This window comes from Parapedobacter deserti, assembly GCF_042646065.1.
In the GTDB taxonomy this organism is placed as follows: domain Bacteria; phylum Bacteroidota; class Bacteroidia; order Sphingobacteriales; family Sphingobacteriaceae; genus Parapedobacter; species Parapedobacter deserti.
The window spans coordinates 1-19,690 of the sequence record NZ_JBHRTA010000060.1 but is presented as its reverse complement, the minus strand read 5'-3'; the positions used below and the strand labels follow the sequence as shown (position 1 = coordinate 19,690).

Annotated in this window: 13 protein-coding genes; 5 read left to right on the top strand and 8 right to left on the bottom strand. The window is 49.5% G+C overall.

Features of this window, described 5'->3' with window-relative positions:
• Positions 1 to 67 precede the first annotated feature (67 nt).
• Together ACFOET_RS18980 and ACFOET_RS18975 are read left to right on the top strand one after the other, a co-directional pair.
• Positions 68 to 1,264 carry a proline dehydrogenase family protein gene (locus tag ACFOET_RS18980; RefSeq protein WP_379025631.1) on the top strand — a complete coding sequence of 399 codons (1,197 nt, stop codon included), beginning with the start codon at positions 68 to 70 and terminating at the stop codon, positions 1,262 to 1,264.
• Positions 1,261 to 1,887 (top strand): HAD family hydrolase, encoded by a 627-nt coding sequence (locus tag ACFOET_RS18975; RefSeq protein ID WP_379025629.1) that lies wholly within the window; start codon positions 1,261 to 1,263, stop codon positions 1,885 to 1,887. Before ACFOET_RS18980 ends, ACFOET_RS18975 begins: the two co-directional genes overlap by 4 nt.
• Here ACFOET_RS18975 and ACFOET_RS18970 read toward each other — a convergent pair.
• The 3 genes from ACFOET_RS18970 to ACFOET_RS18960 all read right to left on the bottom strand — a co-directional run bounded on the left by ACFOET_RS18970 (position 1,884) and on the right by ACFOET_RS18960 (position 5,360).
• Complete coding sequence (locus ACFOET_RS18970) at positions 1,884 to 3,302, bottom strand: alkaline phosphatase (protein ID WP_379025627.1); 1,419 nt, start codon at positions 3,300 to 3,302, stop codon at positions 1,884 to 1,886. The genes ACFOET_RS18975 and ACFOET_RS18970 overlap by 4 nt on opposite strands.
• Before the next feature lie 144 nt (positions 3,303 to 3,446).
• Positions 3,447 to 4,766 (bottom strand): hypothetical protein, encoded by a 1,320-nt coding sequence (locus ACFOET_RS18965; protein ID WP_379025625.1) that lies wholly within the window; start codon positions 4,764 to 4,766, stop codon positions 3,447 to 3,449.
• Entirely contained in the window at positions 4,767 to 5,360 is a 594-nt protein-coding gene (locus tag ACFOET_RS18960) for an RNA polymerase sigma factor (RefSeq protein ID WP_379025623.1), read from the bottom strand.
• A gap of 308 nt (positions 5,361 to 5,668) precedes the next feature.
• On the opposite strand from ACFOET_RS18960, the gene ACFOET_RS18955 reads away from it, so the two are divergent.
• Positions 5,669 to 7,429, top strand: a complete 1,761-nt coding sequence (locus ACFOET_RS18955) for an AMP-dependent synthetase/ligase (protein ID WP_379025621.1) — start codon at positions 5,669 to 5,671, stop codon at positions 7,427 to 7,429.
• A gap of 36 nt (positions 7,430 to 7,465) precedes the next feature.
• Positions 7,466 to 8,440 (top strand): YihY/virulence factor BrkB family protein, encoded by a 975-nt coding sequence (locus tag ACFOET_RS18950; RefSeq protein WP_379025619.1) that lies wholly within the window; start codon positions 7,466 to 7,468, stop codon positions 8,438 to 8,440.
• Here ACFOET_RS18950 and dinB read toward each other — a convergent pair.
• The 5 genes from dinB to ACFOET_RS18925 form a co-directional block, all read right to left on the bottom strand.
• Positions 8,422 to 9,486, bottom strand: a complete 1,065-nt coding sequence (gene dinB / locus ACFOET_RS18945; protein WP_379025617.1) for a DNA polymerase IV — start codon at positions 9,484 to 9,486, stop codon at positions 8,422 to 8,424. The two genes, ACFOET_RS18950 and dinB, sit on opposite strands and share 19 nt — an antisense overlap.
• Positions 9,487 to 9,510: 24 nt before the next feature.
• Complete coding sequence (locus ACFOET_RS18940) at positions 9,511 to 12,237, bottom strand: carboxypeptidase-like regulatory domain-containing protein (protein WP_379025615.1); 2,727 nt, start codon at positions 12,235 to 12,237, stop codon at positions 9,511 to 9,513.
• Positions 12,238 to 12,450: 213 nt separating this feature from the next.
• Complete coding sequence (locus ACFOET_RS18935) at positions 12,451 to 13,458, bottom strand: ATP-grasp domain-containing protein (RefSeq protein WP_379025613.1); 1,008 nt, start codon at positions 13,456 to 13,458, stop codon at positions 12,451 to 12,453.
• 57 nt (positions 13,459 to 13,515) lie between these two features.
• Complete coding sequence (locus ACFOET_RS18930) at positions 13,516 to 15,366, bottom strand: flavohemoglobin expression-modulating QEGLA motif protein (RefSeq protein ID WP_379025611.1); 1,851 nt, start codon at positions 15,364 to 15,366, stop codon at positions 13,516 to 13,518.
• Entirely contained in the window at positions 15,356 to 16,129 is a 774-nt protein-coding gene (locus tag ACFOET_RS18925) for an N-formylglutamate amidohydrolase (RefSeq protein WP_379025609.1), read from the bottom strand. The genes ACFOET_RS18930 and ACFOET_RS18925 overlap by 11 nt, the downstream gene beginning before the upstream one ends.
• Before the next feature lie 373 nt (positions 16,130 to 16,502).
• On the opposite strand from ACFOET_RS18925, the gene ACFOET_RS18920 reads away from it, so the two are divergent.
• The gene (locus ACFOET_RS18920) at positions 16,503 to 19,568 is read left to right on the top strand and encodes a beta-L-arabinofuranosidase domain-containing protein (RefSeq protein ID WP_379025607.1); all 3,066 of its coding nucleotides are present in this window, start codon (positions 16,503 to 16,505) and stop codon (positions 19,566 to 19,568) included.
• Positions 19,569 to 19,690: the final 122 nt, after the last annotated feature.

The window sequence follows — 19,690 nt, the reverse complement described above, 5'->3', positions numbered from 1 at the left end:
AAATGTAACGCTTAATTTGCACTGCACGGCAATTTTAGCTAAATTTGCGCGATAATTGCACCACAGCATGGCCCAGCAAACGCAGCAGCAGCGCACACTCTCATTTGAGAATACAGAAACCGCATTTCGAAACAAAAGTAACAACGAGTTAAACAGGGCCTATTGGCTGTTTAAAATCTTAGGAAGCAATTTTTTGACCAACATAGGGCCTCCCGTCACCATGTTTGCCTTAAATACCGGCTTACCGGTCACAGGGATCATCCGGAATACCATATTTAAACATTTCTGCGGTGGCGAAACCATCGAGGGGTGTGTCCCCACAATCCAGCGGTTAGCCAGTCAGAAAGTCGGAACAATCCTCGACTATTCTGTAGAAGGCGAAGGTACGGAGACCGCCTTCGATGAAACCTGCAATGAGATTTTGCGCACCGTGGGATATGCCAAAAGCGACCCGAACATTTCCTTTTCGGTGTTTAAGCCCACAGGACTTGGACGTTTTAGCCTGCTTGAAAAAGTAAATAGCAAAAAGTCGCTATCCCCCGAAGAAGAGCAGGAATTCGGCCGGATTAAGCAACGGGTCGATCGGATCTGCGCATCCTGCTACGAATACGGCGTGAAAGTGCTGATTGATGCCGAACATTCTTGGATACAGGACGTCATTGACGACCTGGCGCGTGAGATGATGCAACGATACAATCGCAATGCGCCAATCGTATATAACACGTACCAGCTTTACCGGCACGACAAATTGGCCTCGTTGCAGGCGGACTACTACTATGCCGAAACGGCTGGTTTTTTCTTGGGTGCAAAGCTTGTACGGGGAGCATACATGGAGATCGAACGGGAAAGAGCTCGCGAACACGGCTATAAATCACCGATCCAGCCCAATAAAGAGGCAACAGACCGGGATTATGACTTGGCTATACAGTTCTGCCTCGACCACCTCGATCGGATCGGGCTCATGGCCGGCACGCACAACGAGGAGAGCAGCAGGTTGCTCGCTGAAGAAATAGACAAGAGACTATGGCCTCGTGACCACCCACACATTCACTTCTCCCAATTGCTGGGCATGAGTGACCACCTTAGCTTTAACATAGCGGAAGCGGGGTATAATTCGGCGAAGTATGTACCCTACGGCCCCGTGAAAGCTGTAATGCCTTACCTTTTCCGGCGGGCACAGGAAAACACGTCGGTGGCTGGCCAAACAGGAAGAGAGCTTTCCCTTATAGCCAAGGAGAAAAAAAGGAGAAAATCCGCAAGATGACAAAAGAAACATTGACGAACGACAAACTCGAAAAACTCACCCAACTAAGCCACCAAAAAGATTACAAAGCGTTTCTATACGATTGCGATGGCACTCTGGCAGACAACATGCATGCGCACAAAGCTGCATATGGTACCGCCGCCACCGGATATGGCATCAAGCTGGATACCTCGATCATCGATGAACTGGCTGGCTGGCCAACCGTACTTATCGCTGAAGAGATCAACAGACGATATCAAACGGATATACCTCCCCATGAGTTTGCGGCAGCCAAGTCAGCCATATTTCTTGATCGCTATGTCTCAGAAACACAGCCGATAGATTTTGTGGTGCAGCATTTAAGAAACCACTTGGGCAGGGTTTTTATCGGCGTGGTGTCAGGCGGGAGCCGCAGGACCGTGATGCGGACACTCACCGTCATTGGACTTATCGACGACATCGAGGTGCTGGTGTGCGCTGGTGATACAGAACGTGGCAAACCTTATCCCGATCCTTTTTTAAGCGCAGCCCAGCAACTCGGGGTTGCACCTCAGGATTGCCTGGTTTTTGAAGACGGCAATCCTGGGGTGCAGGCTGCCATCGCCGCCGGCATGGACTGGGTGCGGATCGACCAGATTGACTAACGAACGGCTACTCCGCTCGCTTCCAACAGAAGGTTGTGCATGTCTGTATTCCTTACAAACGGCTTCAATAGCTCCTGTCCGGGCCCGAATGCCGCTACTTCCACGTGATCGCCCGAATGCCCGGTACTGGCCCACGCTATCGCAGTGTATTTTTGCTGGATTGCCGCCAGATCGGCAAACGGCAGTTTGTAGGGATTATATAGCCCATCCTCATTGCGGTCGGTCACATAATGAGCCAGCAACTGGATCGCCTCGTTAGCGCTGATGGCATAGCCCTGTGCATGTTCAATACGCTCTCTCACTTGTGCGGCGGTGAAATCTCTATCAATGCCCTGCAATACCCAGTCGTTGGTGTGTCTAAATCCGAAAACTTTTTCGAAATCCTTCGTTGCGCCAAACAGCCCGGGATTAGCATTTCCATGGTCGGTAGTCACGATCACGAGCGTATCTCCATCTGCTTCAGCAAACGCTAAAACCGTGGCCAGGGTTTCATCAAACGCCAGCTGGTCATACAATACCCCCCCGGTGTCATTCGCATGTGCAGCCCAGTCGACTTTTCCAGCTTCGACCTGCAACACGAATCCATTCCGGCTTTTTTGCAGGTGGCGAATAGCGGTACCGGTCATTTCTGCCAATGACGGGGTACTGTTCTTCATTGTTTCATCATTCTCCCTATCCAACGCATAGGGTAAGCCGTCTTGATGGAATACGCCCAATATGGGCGCATCGCCTCCCTTTGAGTCGATGGCTAACATTTCCTTTCTGTTTTTCGCTACCTGATAGCCACTTGCAGCAAACTTTCCAAAAACATCTTGCTTATCTTTCCGCTTTTCTGCACTAAAAAACTCGGTGCCACCTCCCATCATCACGTCGAAACGCAGGTCGTGGTACATCAGCGCTATTTCGGCCTGAGCCGAACGACTACCGATGTTTACACAGAACCCCGCAGGCGTAGCATGGGTAATCGGTACGGAGGTGACGCATCCGACAGCCTTGCCAGCCGCCTTAAATTTCTGAAGGATGGGCACCGGACGACTACCATCGGGCGCTATATTAAGCGCACCGTTGTTTACCCGTACACCACCACCCCACGACGAACTCGCTGCTGCGGAATCGGTAACTAAACTATTGGCTGATGCTGTATCCATCAGGCCTCTGTTGACAACACCGCGTTGGTATAGCGAAATCCACTCACACAGCCTGCCATCGCGCCGCTCACTAAGCATGTTAGCCATACTGAGCGTGCCGGAGCTCATGCCGTCACTTACCATAAAAATAATATTTTTAGCTAATTTTCCTGCCAGTCGATCCGATATGTCCCGACGGCTGACATTAGCGACTGACTGTATCGGTGACAAAACCGCAGCTCCTGCGGCGGCAAATGCGGTGTTCTTAAAAAAGTCTCTGCGTTTCATTAATAAGCTTCGATGATTGATCATTAAAAGTCCATAAAAATAGGCAATTTACGTTAACCTAACGTAAATTGCCTGTGATTTTATGCATCCGCCTGTTCAAGCTTTTCCTTTGAAGCGAAGGTATAGGTACAGTGGATAACTATATCAAAACCCCGTGACGATACGGATGCCTCCATTGGTGAAATCCATTTCTTCTCTCGAGAGCCGCCCGACCGGAAGCTTAAAATAGGGCTCCACAGAAAGCATGAGCTTTCGGGACAGCGGCACTTTCCGGCCAACAGAAAAGTTCAGGAAACCCGCATACCCATTTCCTTCCAAGGGACGGTGCCCTGTCTTTTTCGTCGAGACAACCGCCTCCACAGCTCGTGAAGGATCGTCCCTGATCGCGTTTTCCTTCCCAAAAGTCAGATCGTTCAAACGGTCGACGAAATGAGCGGTCCGTTGTTCGTTCAGCACGTTTACAAAGGAAACACCTACCGAGGTGTAAAAGCGCTCGGTTACATTGTACTGTAGGTTCAGAGGAATATCCAACGTCAAGACGGTGCTCGTCACTGATATGACTTCATTGTAGCTTTCGTAGGTCGACTGGAGCCCCGTACCGCCCACCGGAGAATCAGCCTGTCTACTATCAAACCCGTAGGCCATCGCCGTAGGGCCGCCGCTGTTTTGTGCTACGCCTAACTCGCCGATTGACACTCCCGAGCCTAATGAAAATTTATCTGATAGCCTGTACGCAACGGCGATCCCGCCGCCCATATTAACGCGCTCGCTCGTAAGGCTGGGCGAAACCACTACACCCAGACCCCACTTTTTTCCGCTGTTTTCCGGCTTGGCATGCACATCCGCATAGTCATTTGCTGCCGCGGGGTGTGCAACCGCTTCACTGATCTGTATTTGTCCCGCTGGCCGCTCGGAAACATCAGGAACAGCTGCCGCTGCCAATTGTCGGGTGGAATCGGCGGCTGCCTGCTCGGTTGGGACAGCGGCTAACGTATTTATATCAACCGGCAATTCCCGTTGGTTTTCAATGGTATCCCGCATGGGACCGCCTTGATGAGCAGATAAGCGAGGGCGCATAGACGGTCGGTCACGGGATACCGTTGGCAGGCGGCTACCTGTCGGGGTTGGAGCGGATGGCACAGCATCCTCTCTACCAGTGGTTTCTGCAGGTCGCTCGTCTGTCGTTTTCGTTCTCGGCCCCTGTGCAATCTGCTGTGCGGGAACGCCTCGTCCGTTTTCAACGCCGTCCATCTCAAATCGGTCAGCCAGCATATACCATGAAAGCGCTACCAGCAGCATAGCTGCCGCACTCCAATACGGCCAACCGGTCACCCAATGTCTAGGAGACCTGCCGCGGATGGCTGAAAAACGCTCCCATGCCCCTTCTTTGTATGGCTCGGTATGGTTGCGCAGCGTTTCCGCTATCCGCTGGATCAACTCCCTATCTTTTTCACTTCCGTTCATCTATACATATCCATTACAATCCGTGATATTTGTTGATGCCAAATAAAGTTTCCTCAACTTTTTCTTCGCTCTCGTGAGGTACGTCCGGGATGTGCTTTCTGGTATGGACAGCAGCACCGAAACCTCCTCATGCGAATATCCTTCCACTTCGTATAAGTTAAAAATCGTCCGCTGAATCTCCGGCAATTGCGATAATAGTTTCATGATGTCCTCCACGTTGAGATTTCCGGACACCTCTACCTGTTGTTGTTCGAGCTCACTCTCGTTAATGTCATCTAGCGCTATGAGCTGCTTTTGCGAGCGCAGGAAATCTATAGAAATATTTACCGTTATCCGGGCCAACCAGGCACGGAAAGATTTTTCATAACGATCACCCAAGTCTCCGCTATTGAACATACTGATTTTACCGAACGCCCTGATGAAACTTTCATTGGTAAGCTCCTCTGCATCGAACCCGTTTTTAACATACCTCATCGTGATTGCCCGTACATAGCCGTAACAACTCTTATAGATAAATTCCTTACTCCGCTCATCCCCATCTTGGGCACAACTCCGCACAGCGCTCTCTAACGACAACGCGCGCTTCCCCTTCAAATATCGGATGTTGAAACTCACTACGCGGCTACAATACTATCAATCAGTTGCTTTGACTACGTTGCAAATATACGTCCTATCCACACGGTATGTAGCCGTTTCTACGAAAAATTAACCATGTATATCCAATACCACTTTGCTTTTTAATACAGACGAATATAGAATCAGAAACGCTACAGCTTTCGTTCATATTTCGAGAGCGCCTCCTTCATCACTTACCGATCCTTAAAAAAATTGTGATTTGCCTGATTTTTTACTAACTTTAAGTGCGTTAATCGCTTAATTTATAAACCAAGGCATTTTGTTTTATGGCTGCTCCAACTCGTATTTTCGATATTTTAACAGATTATAAAGCCCGCTTTGCCAAGCCGGTGATGGTTGCCGGCAAAGCGAACGGTAAATGGATAAACTACCCGACCGACGAATTTTTGACCATCGTGGATAACCTAAGCAAAGGGCTGGTGACCAAAGGGGTTGGCAAGGGAGATAAGATAGCGCTGATGGCGGGAAATCGGCCCGAATGGAATTTTTGTGACTTTGCAATCAATCAGTTGGGTGCTGCGGTGATACCGTTGTACCCCACATTATCCGATCAGGACCTGTCCTTTATTATTAATGACGCCACGGTCAAGCTCATTTTCGTGAGCGACGCCGATCTTTACGAAAAAGTAAAAGCGGCATTGCAGGTGCACAATCTTGATGTTCCTGTCTTTACGTTTGACCCGGTTGATGGCGTCCCTTCATGGCAGGTACTGGTCGACGATGGTAAGCAATATGATGTAGATTTGGACGCATACCGTGATGCGGTCCATGAGGATGATCTCCTGACATTGATCTATACTTCCGGAACAACCGGCAAGCCCAAGGGCGTATGCCTCTCCCATAAGAACGTACTGACCAATGTATACGATTGCTACCACCTGCTTCCATCATACTTCAAGAAGGCGCTCAGCTTCCTTCCGCTGTGTCACATCTTCGAGCGAATGGTGGTCTACCTTTATTTCGCAAAAGGGGTGGAAATCCATTACGCCGAAAGTCTGGACACAATCGTAGCCGATATCAACGAAGTAAAGCCAGATGGATTTACCACAGTGCCTCGGCTGCTTGAAAAAGTTTATGACAGAATCGTCTCGAAGGGTAAAGAGCTAACCGGACTGAAAAGACACCTGTTTTTCTGGTCGCTCAACCTCGGCCTCAACAATCAGGAACCGGGTAACAACAGCGGGTGGTTCAACTTCAAATTAGGTATTGCCCGAAAACTGGTATTCAGCAAATGGCGGGCGGCTCTTGGTGGCAATATCAAACTGATCATTTCAGGAGGCGCGGCGCTTCAGCCGCGTTTAGCCCGCGTATTTTGGGCGGCAGGCATACCGGTACTCGAAGGATACGGCCTCACGGAAACTTCACCTGTGGTGGCTGTCAATAACCTGGAGAAAGACGGTGTCAGGTTTGGCACTGTGGGCAAGATACTTGAGCATGTAACCGTTAAGATCGCCGCCGACGGTGAGATCCTCTGCAAAGGTCACAGCATTTTCAGCGGTTACTACAAAAACGACATGGCCACAGCTGAGGCTATCGACAGCGATGGGTATTTCCATACCGGAGATATCGGCGAGTTGGACAACGACGGATTTCTTCGCATCACCGACCGCAAAAAGGAGATGTTCAAAACTGCCGGCGGCAAATACGTGGCGCCCCAGGCTCTGGAAAACAAGTACATGGAGTCTACTTTTATTGCCCAAGTGATGGTGGTCGGCGAAAACCGAAAATTTCCCGCAGCACTCATTGTTCCGGCTTTCGAAGTGCTTGAAAACTGGTGCCGCATCAAAGGGATGCTCTTCGGCTCGAAAGAAGAAGTGGTAAAAAAACCGGAAGTAATTGATAAATACCAGCGGGAGCTCGACCGGCTTAATCAAGATTTCGGCCAGTGGGAAAAGGTGAAGAAATTTGTACTGCTTCCCCACGAGTGGACGATCGCTGCAGGGGAGCTCACGCCGAAGTTGAGTCTCAAACGCAAAGCTATCGCTCAGCGCTATGAAGAAAAGATCGAAGCTATCTACCAAGCGTAAAAACAACCTGGCCCGATGCTGGTTATATTTAGATGCATGAGGCTTTTTAAAAAATCACTCTACAAAGATATCTTCGGATTGCTGAGTGACACGTTTTCAGAGTTTTCTAAAGACAGTGCCATGAAGATGAGTGCGTCTTTAGCCTATTATACGATATTCTCCATCGCTCCATTGCTGCTCATCGTCATCTGGTTGGTAGGCTTTCTTTACGGAGATGTATTGGCTGGCGAACAAGACGCCCAGTCTGAAGTGTTCGAGGAACTTGCAAACATGTTCGGTCCGGAAACTGCGGCGCAGACCCAGCAGATTATTCAGAACATGAATTTATCCAACAAATCCGGCCTCGGCATCGCTATTGGAATAGGCACACTGATCATCGGATCGACCACTATTTTCGTCCAGATACAGGATTCGTTAAACCGGATATGGGGTGTCCGGCCGAAGCCTAAAAAAGGATGGCTAAAAATGCTGCTCAACCGAGCCATTTCCTTTTCGATGGTACTCGGACTTGGCTTTTTGCTGATTGTATCGCTGATCGCAAACGGCATTATCATGGCGCTGAGTTCGCATCTGGCCCAATATTTTCCTGAAATTTCTGTCCACTTGGTCGAGTGGGTCAATGTCGGCCTCACTTTCTTGGTCATCACTTCACTTTTCGCCTTTATTTTTCGATTTCTCCCGGATGCCCGGATGCGATTCAGCGATGTAGTCGGCGGAGCGGTATTTACTGCCGCCCTGTTTATGCTGGGAAGGTATTTAATCGCGCTTTATATGCAGTACAGTGCACCGGCTTCCGCATACGGAGCAGCTGGCGCCATTATCGTCTTGCTACTCTGGGTGTATTACTCGGCGGCGATACTTTATTTCGGCGCTGAATTCACCAAAGTATATGCGCTACGGTACGGTAAAGGGGTCTGGCCGTCGTCATATGCCGTTAAAGTGGTGCTGAAGGAAGAGGAAGTAGAAGACGCTCCTATAGATCTGTCAACTGATCAGAACAAAGAGAGCTGACCGGATGCGGAATCGGGTTCTTCAAAATTACTTACGGCTATCCCCAGTAGCCGTACCGGCATCGGATACTGCTCCACTACTGGCCCGAGTAGCTGACAGGAGATGGCCACTAACGCTTCAGACGCATCGGTATAATGCGACAGCGAGTTGCTCCTTGTAATTAACCGGAAGTCGGCGAACTTAACTTTGAGGGTGATTGTCCGTCCTCTCAGCTTACGGCTTTGCAGGCGCCCCGCCAGCTTCTCGGCAATTTTCGCCAGTTCCTCTTCCATTGCCGCTACTTGCGCGATATCTTGACTAAACGTGTCTTCTACCGCTACTGATTTAGGCTCACGGTGTGGCTCTACAGAACGATCGTCTATCCCGCGTACGATGCGGTAATAAAAGCGCCCGCTTTTTCCGAAGAGCCTGACCAGTTCCGCCTCGGTCAACCGCTTGAGATCGGCGCCGGTAAACAGTTGCAATCGGTTCATCTTTGCTGCAGTCACCTTCCCCACCCCAAAGAATTTTTCCACCGGAAGACGCTCCATGAACGTTTCGATGCGGGACGGGCCGATAAAAGTGAGTCCATCCGGCTTATCGATGTCGGACGCGATCTTGGCAACAAACTTGTTTACGGACACGCCAGCCGAAGCAGTCAACTGGAGCTCCTCCCGGATAGCCCTCTTAATATCCTTGGCTATGTCAATGGCAGAGCCTAGCCCCTGTTTATCGGTTGTCACGTCCAAGTACGCCTCATCGAGCGAAAGCGGTTCGATGATATCGGTATAACGTCGGAAAATCGCCCGTATCTCAGCGGATACCGCCTTATAGACCTCAAAACGGGGTGACACGAACACCGCGTTGGGGCATAGTTTGGCTGCACGGCTGCACGGCATGGCAGAATGTATTCCGTACCGGCGGGCCTCGTAGCTCGCCGTTGCCACTACCCCGCGGCTGTCCGGGGGGCCGCCTACGACCAATGGGATACCGCGGTATTCAGGAAAATCACGCTGCTCCACAGCGGCATAGAAGGCATCCATGTCGATATGGATGATCTTGCGCATTTTCGGCCTTCATTTTTGAAATCGTCATTTCACGTTATAACGGTACACTGTCCGCCCGATATTACCATGTGCGTCTATCCCCTCCACAACAACCCGGTAGCTGCCCTTCCCATCGGCATTGTAGTAGTCGAGCTGTGCCTGTCCGTCTTCTCCCGTAGTCACAGTAGGATTCCAGTACACGGTTGATCGGATGTCATTGACTGCACGCCGTTCGGGCGTGTCGTATTTGGGTACATAAAATTTCCGCTCCTTGGCATATCCCAGCGGCGTCAGGTCAACGATATTGCTTTTAGGAAGCAGGGCTTCGATTTCGCTGAGCGACATGCGAGGTCCTTTTTCCACTTTTTTGGCCGTGTAGATGGACACCACACCATTGTTCTGGTACATGCGGCTCACCGTGCCCAGTTCATCCCTAAGGAATATTTCGATACCCTCCACTTCGGAAGGCATGATGCCGTTTAGCGATGGCACGTCCATGGCCATCCCGTTCACAAAAAACTGCACGGGGATTCGCCCCCCCGCGTTGTAGTCGCGCGTGATAAAGAAAAGCTGACTCTGCGCATCGTATGTGATTCCGGTGAGCGCAGTTTGCAGACACATGATCAGGTTATTGCAGCCCTTCAGCCGGTCGGCACTGATCTGGTGGTCAGCCATACCCAACCCGGAGATGGCCGGATATTCCTTATGCGAAAACTTTGGCCGAGAAGTAGCGGTCACCTCCACTTCTTCCAGCAAAATGGATGTGCGGTATTCATTTCGGCTATTATCCAAGTAGGTTGCCAGCGCTTGGTCGATATTCAGTAAATCATTTCCGCGGTAGGGAGTGGGGTCGATGCCAGGGAATTGTGTAGGATCTACATTGATGACCATGTTCCGGTAATTGTCGTTGCCCCGTGCATTGATGGTGACGCGTGCTGAATCGGTAAATACCAGATCTTTAAAAACAAAGCGCCCGTTTTCGTCCGTATAAGTATCCTTACGAAAACTTCTATCAGGGATGGACAACAGCAGGCCGCCATTGACTACAGGCTTGCCGTTGTTCATTCGCAACACTCCGGATATTTCAATGCCCTGCTCGGGAAAGAAATGCACGGGCGGATATTGGTCAGCCATGATATCTTCATAGGAGAACCGCCGATACCCCTGGGTAAGCAGCAAGGCGTCGAGCGCCTCCTGTTTTGCATCGTCCGGCTGGTTGAAATAGTAGTGCGGATCCTCCACATAGCCTTTGAGATCAGAGGTAAGCAACAAATTACTCAGTATGGTGGTTTCCTTATTCTCGTCATGTGGCACCTTGGTTTCATCAACCACAGCCACCGAATAGCTGCCGGCTGCCGGTTCGCCATTGTGGCTCACATCCAACATCAGCTTCACCTGTTGTTTGGCTGTATATTCGCTTTGATCAGTGCTAACGGAAATATTAAGCGGCTTGATATTTTCTACAAAGGTTAGGCGCTCGCTCATTGGCTGGCCGGCTGAATTAAACAAGGTGAGCTGGGCGATGCCCGTGGGGAAGCGTTCCTTAGGAAGGTTCACCACCACTGCGTCGCTCCTTAGCGCAGCCTGTGCTGCATAGCAAAGGATACCGTTGCTCTGTACGATAAGATAAAATGCTTTCCCTTTATTGGCATTGAAGAACCGTTCATTGGCGACAATTGCCAACTGTAGTTGCGCTGTGTCCGACTTCAGCACGGTCACACTGATGCCCTGGTCAATGACCGCAGGTAGCGGATAACTGCGGATTTCACCGTTTTTAAACGTAAGGTTCGCCGTATAGGTGTTGCCTGCCTGTGGAGCAAGCATAAAATATCCCATTCCTTTATGTATATCCTCGAGCGTCGCTACCTCTGTGCCGCTTTGGTCGACCACGTTTCCTTTCACCGATAGCCCACGCCCATCGCTGCCCACCGCTTTGAACGCCACCTTCTTGGATAAGCCGGCGATTAAATCGCCCCCTTCGGCAAAAAATTGCACATCGGCGTCCCATAATGCGGTACGTAGCGGAAATGAGCCCATCATCGGCGGGGCGCTGCCGCCCGATTCAAGGGAAACGTGAAGATTGCCCTTTTTTAGCAATTCCCGGTCCTTGCCGTTCATATTGATGACAATATTACCCATCACGTCGGTTTGTCCTTTCCCATCGTCAATCGGCTCCCATCCCGCCACTGCCGCCCAGGTAAGCTTTCGGTTTCCCAAGGGTTTGCCCTCCCGGTCCTTGAACTGGATCACAGCCTGCGCACGAGCGTTTTTACCTTTACTGACATCGTTGAAGGTCACCGTATAGTGAAGGTTGTTGTTCAATACATCCCCTACCGGAACGATCTTGTTGAAGAAATAATCCTGATCGAAGTTGACCATCCATTTAGTATAAGCCCGAAAACGGTAATTGCCTTGCGTATACCACTCTTGGTCAAAAACAAGGTGGCCTTCTCCCACATTGTCTTTCAAGGGGATGCGGAGGGTCTGCATTAAGGAGTCCTTGCCGTTCATCACCTCTACATAGACCAGCTTACTGAGGTCGTAATTGTACATGTTGCTGGCCAGGTAAGTTTTAAACCACAACGTATCACCCACGGCATAGTAGGGCTTGTCAAAATGAAGATGGACTTTTTCTATGGGATAAGCTTCCAGCAATTTCTGCGTTTTCTCAACGACGGTATTGATCGGAACACTGTCCGCCTGAGCGAGTGACTGTAAGGGAAAGCAATAGATAAAAATTGAATAAGAGAATAGTTTTACAATACGGTTCATTCAAATCAATCTTATTATGGAATAAGTGGCTAAGATATTCTTTTTTGGTTGTTTATGCCAAGGGAAGGGTTAATTTTAACACTTCCAGTACCAAGTTACCGATACCGGCTACGCAAACCAATACAGGAATCGCCGACATCATTGGAAATAACTTGCCAATCTGTCGGAGCACTGACACCATAATCCTGTGCCGGAACAACGACGCCGCCAGTCTTACGGATTCGGGACGTAATTTTTTACTTTTTGTTCTACCGCTGTGATGACTTCTTCGATAAAATCCTCCTGATGGAACTCGTTTGCATGGATGAGTCCGCCAGGACTGAACACATTTATTTCCATCAGCTTATCTCCTACTAAGTCCAGCCCAACCAAGAACATCCCGTCTTTTCGCAACAACGGACCTACTGCCTCTACGATGCCTTGCATCGCTTTGTTCATGTTAGCCGGTTTTGCAGTCCCCCCCTGATGGATGTTGCTCCTAATCTCGCCGGCCTGTTGTACCCGTTGAATGGCCGCCACTTTGCCGTTCTTCGTTAGCGGCTCTCCGTCCATCAAAAACAATCGGATATCACCTTTTTTCGCTGCAGGCAGGTATTCCTGGGCAATGGCAAACCCGTCGCGGCATATCGCCTCCACAATCTGCTTGAGGTTTTTATTGTCCTTTTTATCGATGAGGAAAACGTTTTTGCCCCCTGAACCCTTAAGCGGTTTAAGGATAATTCGATGGTTTTGGTCGCGGTAAAAAGCTTGTACATCAGCGATACTGCGCGTAATCACCGTCTGAGGCCGTACTTGCTCTGGAAAATATTGCAAGTACATTTTATTAGACGCTTTTATTAGCCCATCCGGGTTGTTGAGTACCAACGTCCCCTGCTGGCCCACCAATTGCCCATAAAGCACGCCGGCGTCCTGTGCCCAGGGCCGTTTTTCCATATCCACGGCCGGATCATTTCGGAGCCACATGACATCCCATTTCACCGCACTCACCAGTTTCTTTTCGACTTCGACAATGGCTTCCAGAAACGTACGCAACGAGCGGAATTCGCGATCAGGCATTTTACGGCAATGGCCGCCCACACTACCGTCGGGCAAGTAGACTAAATCGCCTACCCCAACGTAGTAAACGGTGTGTCCACGCTTATGCGCTTCTAATGCAAGAGCTGTTGTCGTAAAGCCGGCCGATTCTTTACGTACTTGATTGACTACAAAAGTAATGGTCATATATATTTTATCTTATTTGGCTGATTTGATTATCCGTTGATTATCATCGACTGTAAGTTAATTGATCATTTTAAACACGCTGCCGGCCTTTTTTATTTCATCGATTTTTGCTATGTATGGATATTCCAGAAATTTCGGACGCAGCGGCGAAGGTTTCAGCAACTGCCTGTGCATGAGTTCTTCGATGATAGGAAGGTAGTCCTGTCTGATTTTGCCGACGAGCAATTTCGAAATATCATTACCTTCCTTTATGTATTCGATGACATTCAACAAACCTTTGAGGTACACGGCGTCTTTGGTAAGCCCTCCTCCGCGATAAACACGCATGGTAATCTGGAAAGCAACTTCGTGCTTAAATCCATATTTATCCGTAAGCAGATAGAACGTATCGATAAACGAATTCCCTGCGAGCATATGATGCACGACCACCACCCTTGCAGCCAGTATTCGCATCCGCTGGTTGGTAAGCCCTCCCGTCATATATTCGCTCAACACAGCAAGCCCTTCTTGCAATTGCTCATACCCCGGCACACCGAGATAAAACAACTTAAACGGCTGTGCCATGCCATTATAATAGGTCGCCACATGTGTGCCCACCTCATGTTGGAGAAGCGAGAAAGCCCGTTCTCTGGAAATGCGGTATCGGCTGCTGATATTGAGTGTTCCACGAGATACCATAACGCCCTCCACATCGTCCCGTACACGGACCGCAGTAGATACCATGTCATACTGCTGTTTCAGGTACTCCAACTCAACGCTGGCCATCGCTGCAAACTCTTTGGCGCCGATCATCTCCTTTTCCAGCGGCAACCGATTGGGGTCGGCGGCGACCAATATCGCCCGCGCCGTTTCAAGAAGGTTTTCTTCAATATTACCGAACAGCTGCTGGCTGCTGTATAGAAAATCAGGCTTTTCCCGGTCGCTCAGCATATTCAGCATGCGGTCTATTTCCTTTCGTTTGTCCCGAAAAAGGAAGGCTATCGTGGGATCGGGTATATCTTCAATGCGAAGGTTATATAATTTCCGTTTTATGAGTTCAGGATCGATCGGCATAGGCCTATAGTGAAATGCAGGGGTTTTCCGGTATTTGCTCTTCGCGAAGCTGCTCCACGCTTCCTGCGTGTTGATCGGTGTCACTAAAAGGAGGAAATCGAACTGGTTACTATACTCCGCCAATTTCCCGTCAATTTCCCACACCACTTCATCCAACTCAGTCATACCCAGCATTTCGAAGTGTGCAGCACTGTACGATGTTTTCATTCGTACAAACTCAAAGAAGCTTTTCCGTAATGCCTTTCCGAAATGCTCACGCAGTTCGCGCAGGAAAAGCGGGTATGGTGCGCCGGTCGTATGGTTCATGTAAATCGGCGTTATCTCCAGCCCAATCACGATAATTTCACTTTTACGGGCCTCCTCGGCGTTGAACAGTTCATGGTGATAGGGCGGTGATGGCATTTTCTTTCCTTTATCGAGCCCAACCTCAATAGCGCGGGTTTGATGTACCAGCTTGATCTGCTGCAGTTCAGTCTGCAGCTTTTCGGCCACCGCCAATGCGCTTTTCTGGCTGAGATGAATCGTGAATGGAGGCGAATCAACACGGTCAGACAGCCACACTTCAAGAAGCAAAAATCCGCCAAATTTATCCGCCATGGTACTGGCAATCGCCCTGATGATCGGTGTCACCGGGCATTCTTCCGTATCCGGTGCCACCAGGTACGCCGATTCGGTCTTCCCGAGGGTCGATGTAAAGGAGTCTTCCCCATGCGGCGGTACGCGGTATACCAGCAAGTATGGGACCGGCCGCTCCATGTGGAGTTTGCCACCATATGGCAAATCGGCATGCAGTGGATAACCCTTTTTCAGCTTATCGAGGATACGATGGATTTGTTTCTTGATGTCAATGTTCATAGGGATAAGATGATTCGACCGTCCTGTCGAGTAAGTCCAACAGGAAAGGTATACTTCCGGTTAGCATGGACCTGATGCAATGAATGTGCCCTATATCCGCGCGGCCTGTCCACTCATCCATAAACGTCTTTTTAAACTCCAAAGACAATACGCAGCCATACTCACCGTAGTTGCGGTTTATCCATTCCGAAAAAGCACCGCCCTTAAATTTTACGTTCTCCCTCACGTCCAGAAATCTGCCATTGAATTGATGATGGGCGAGAAATTTGACCATACAATGGCCGAAGGCCCTCCATTTTTCATGGTTGTGCCCAGTACCTACGTTGATCTCCGGATTTTCACCGATGTTTGCCTCTGTCATGGGGTCGTCACGCCGATAGTTGTAACTATGCACATCCAAAACCACAAATCTTCCGAACCGGGCGATTGTCCATTGGAGCAATTCAGCCATATCGTCGTAAAACCGATCATACCCTTTTAAGAGACGCTCTACCGTCAACTCGGGAAGCGGCGGCCGCCATACCGTCAGCCCCCACGCATCTTCCGGGCGCCGGTATACCGCCCGCTCCCGTCGCCTATTGAGGTCTGTTTGAAATCTCGACGTGCTTACGACAACCCGGCTGACCGGCAAATCCACCATCTCCGCTGTATAGGGATCTTCTTCACGAAAACGCTCATGTTCCTGCAGATGCGCATACTCAATCAATGGCAGGGCAAGCTGGTGACCGTCATGAATAGCGGTCGCAATAATGGGACTTTGCATCTTTTCTATGGTGTAGACCAAATCCATTTGGAATCATAACACGGTGCAAGGGGAAATGTTTGAAACCCACTTCGGCATACAAAAAACCTACTTTGGCATACAATTGGCATGCAATCTGAAATTTATCAACTGACCGCATGCTATAAAAAAAGCGACAATTCTGCATACAAATACAATATCCAACCACCTTCCCACCTTCCAGCGGCAAGGCAATGCTTACCATAGCTCAACTACACATTATCGAGCCACGCTTCTCCATTTTTCGGATCGGATACTTGCTAATATCATGTGATTATTGGCTAAAAATGGCCCATAGGAACATAGGGAATGTGCTTAGTTTTGAAGTCTATCTTTACGATCGAGAGTGTTTAATATGAAAATGTACAACGTATTCTTGGGTGTTGTCTTGCTTGCTGCTGTTTTGAATGGGGGAATTGACATCGCTCAGGCACAGGACGGGGATCAGATATTGGATGGAATCGGTGAGACCGGATTGGTTGCACGCTATGTATTTGACGGAGATGTCAAAGACTGGTCCAGAAATAATTTGCACGCTTCGTTTTCGGGTGCCGAGGCCAAATTCGTCAAAGACGACCGCTTTGGATCGGTTTTGTCGCTTTCCGGGGGAGGCAACGCCTTTGTTGCGATTCCCGGAGAAGCGTTTGAAAATATAGAGTCGCTTAGTATATCCGGATGGATATATTTGCGCTCAGAGCAGCCGGGCCAACGCTTTTTTGATTTCGGAAAGAATGTCAACAACCGTTTTTTTGCAGCCCCTACGGGGACAAAAGCCCAAAAAGGTTTCCACGCGCTGATTACGGCTGATGGAAAAACCGAAAACAGCGCGATTTCTCCAGCTATAAAAACGAATAAGTGGGTTCATCTGGCCGTCGTAATTGATGTGCCTGCAAAGACAATGATCACCTATGTCGATAGCAAGCCGGTAGGAGAGGTCGAGGATATTTCAATGGAGTTGGCGGCGGTATTCGGTCAGCAATCTGGAAAGGACAATCTCTTTTATATAGGAAAATCGCTATCGCCGGAAGACCCCTATTTGAATGCCTTGGTACATGATTTCCGTATTTACCGTGTGCCCTTAGGCGGAAGACAGGTTGCCAGCATTTATTACAATTCGCTGAAGGGAGTCAATGAAGACGCAGCAAACATGGGTAAGACGGAGGATGATCTTCCACAATTTGCGTTAACCAGAGAACAGCTGTATAATGCTTACTTGGTTGATGTTTCCGATGTAGCGATTGAAACAGAAGCAGGCCATCTGCCGCGATTGCCGAGCTATGTACAAGGAACCTACAAAGATGGCATGGAAGGTCCAAAAGTACGGGTGCTGTGGCCCTCTCCCACCGATAATGCTACGGTGCTCAATTCGGGGCGCTATGTTGTTACCGGGCATGTGCCGGGAACGGACTTGCAACCAAAAGCCACTGTCACCGTAAAAGAAGGAAACAAACCGGCTACACCGGGCCTGACGCTTGAGGCGTTTGATCTGGCCCAGGTTTCTCTGGAAACCGACATTTATGGCGGCAATACCAAACTTATTGAAAACCGCGATAAATTTATTTCCGTATTGGCCAAAACCGATCCCAATTCTTTTCTCTACATGTTTCGCAATGCCTTCGGCCAGAAACAACCCGAAGGGGCAAAGCCCTTGGGCGTATGGGATAGCCAGGACACCAAGTTAAGAGGGCATGCTACCGGGCACTACCTTACAGCAATCGCCCAAGCCTACGCAGGGACCGGTTATGACAAGGCACTCCAAGCCAACTTCGCCGAGAAAATGGCGTATATGGTAAACACCCTTTACGAATTGGCACAACTATCCGGAAAGCCGAAAGAAGCAGGCGGCACGTATGTGTCGGACCCCACTGTGGTGCCGCCTGGGCCGGGAAAATCAGCTTATGATTCAGACCTTAGCGAAGCAGGTATCCGTACCGATTATTGGAACTGGGGCGAAGGTTTTATCAGCGCCTATCCTCCGGACCAGTTTATCATGCTCGAAAACGGCGCTACCTACGGCAGCCAGAATCACCAGGTTTGGGCTCCGTATTACACGTTGCATAAAATTCTGGCTGGCCTAATGGATATCTATGAAGTCACCGGCAATACAAAAGCCATTGAAACTGCTACCGGCATGAGTGACTGGGTGTATGCCCGCTTGAGCAAGTTGCCAACCGAGACGCTTATAACAATGTGGAATACGTACATTGCCGGTGAGTTCGGTGGCATGAACGAGGCTATGGCCCGACTATACCGGATCACAAACGAAAAAAAATACCTGGAGACAGCGCAATTATTTGATAATATCAGGGTGTTTTTCGGCGATGCGGAACATTCGCATGGACTGGCCAAAAATGTAGATACATTCCGGGGTTTACATGCCAACCAACACATTCCCCAAATTGTAGGGAGCATTGAAATGTATCGGGTCTCCCATCATCCATCGTATTATTTGATTGCCGATAATTTCTGGTATAAAACCGTCAATGATTATATGTACAGCATCGGGGGGATTGCAGGCGCGCGTAACCCCGCCAATGCAGAATGCTTCACCAGTGAGCCGGCAACGTTGTACGAAAATGGCTTCTCTGCCGGAGGGCAGAATGAGACCTGCGCCACATATAATATGCTTAAGTTGACCAGCAATCTGTTTCAATTCGATCAGCGGGCAGAATTAATGGACTATTATGAGCGTGGGTTGTACAACCATATTCTGGCCTCCGTAGCTGAAGACAGCCCTGCGAACACCTATCACGTACCGCTCAGGCCCGGGTCTATCAAACAGTTTGGCAATCCGCACATGACGGGCTTCACTTGTTGCAACGGTACAGCAATAGAGAGTAGCACCAAGCTGCAGCATGCTATTTATTTCAAAAGCAAAGACAACGATGCCTTGTATGTCAACCTATACATCCCTTCTACCCTACAATGGTCAGAACGCGGTATAACGGTGGTACAGACAACGAGTTTTCCGAAGGAAGACCATACCCGTCTGACCATCAAAGGAAATGGAAAATTTGATATCCATGTGCGTGTGCCGGGCTGGGCTACCAAAGGATTCTTTGTAAAAATCAACGGCAAAGAACAAAAGCTTCAGGCTAAGCCTGGCAGTTACCTGCAATTAAGCCGCAGGTGGAAAGATGGCGATGTGATCGAATTGAAAATGCCCTTCCAGTTTCACCTCGATCCTGTCATGGACCAGCAGAACATTGCCAGTCTGTTTTACGGACCGATACTGCTGGCCGCGCAGGAGCCCGAAGCAAGGAAAGCGTGGCGCAAGGTCACCTTGGATGCCAACGATATAAGCAGGTCCATTAAAGGTGATCCAGGGCAGCTGCAATTCACCATTGACGACGTTGTTTTCAAACCATTTTATGAAACATACGGACGGCATTCCGTTTACCTGGACGTGACATTGAAATAAGATCCGTTTAGTATTCCAGCACGGTCACTTCAGTCCGCCTGTTGGCCTGGTGCTGCTCGCGCGAGCAGGGAACACCGTTGCTGCATCCGTTCACCAACCGTGTCTCCCCGTAGCCCTGGGCA

What these genes read in the sequence shown, in the direction of transcription:
- ACFOET_RS18980 (WP_379025631.1), top strand. Translation starts at nt 68, where the DNA reads ATGGCCCAGCAAACGCAGCAGCAGCGCACACTCTCATTTGAGAATACA.
- ACFOET_RS18975 (WP_379025629.1), top strand. Translation starts at nt 1,261, where the DNA reads ATGACAAAAGAAACATTGACGAACGACAAACTCGAAAAACTCACCCAA.
- ACFOET_RS18970 (WP_379025627.1), bottom strand. Translation starts at nt 3,302, where the DNA reads ATGAAACGCAGAGACTTTTTTAAGAACACCGCATTTGCCGCCGCAGGA.
- ACFOET_RS18965 (WP_379025625.1), bottom strand. Translation starts at nt 4,766, where the DNA reads ATGAACGGAAGTGAAAAAGATAGGGAGTTGATCCAGCGGATAGCGGAA.
- ACFOET_RS18955 (WP_379025621.1), top strand. Translation starts at nt 5,669, where the DNA reads ATGGCTGCTCCAACTCGTATTTTCGATATTTTAACAGATTATAAAGCC.
- ACFOET_RS18950 (WP_379025619.1), top strand. Translation starts at nt 7,466, where the DNA reads ATGAGGCTTTTTAAAAAATCACTCTACAAAGATATCTTCGGATTGCTG.
- dinB (WP_379025617.1), bottom strand. Translation starts at nt 9,486, where the DNA reads ATGCGCAAGATCATCCATATCGACATGGATGCCTTCTATGCCGCTGTG.
- ACFOET_RS18940 (WP_379025615.1), bottom strand. Translation starts at nt 12,237, where the DNA reads ATGAACCGTATTGTAAAACTATTCTCTTATTCAATTTTTATCTATTGC.
- ACFOET_RS18935 (WP_379025613.1), bottom strand. Translation starts at nt 13,458, where the DNA reads ATGACCATTACTTTTGTAGTCAATCAAGTACGTAAAGAATCGGCCGGC.
- ACFOET_RS18930 (WP_379025611.1), bottom strand. Translation starts at nt 15,366, where the DNA reads ATGAACATTGACATCAAGAAACAAATCCATCGTATCCTCGATAAGCTG.
- ACFOET_RS18925 (WP_379025609.1), bottom strand. Translation starts at nt 16,129, where the DNA reads ATGCAAAGTCCCATTATTGCGACCGCTATTCATGACGGTCACCAGCTT.
- ACFOET_RS18920 (WP_379025607.1), top strand. Translation starts at nt 16,503, where the DNA reads ATGAAAATGTACAACGTATTCTTGGGTGTTGTCTTGCTTGCTGCTGTT.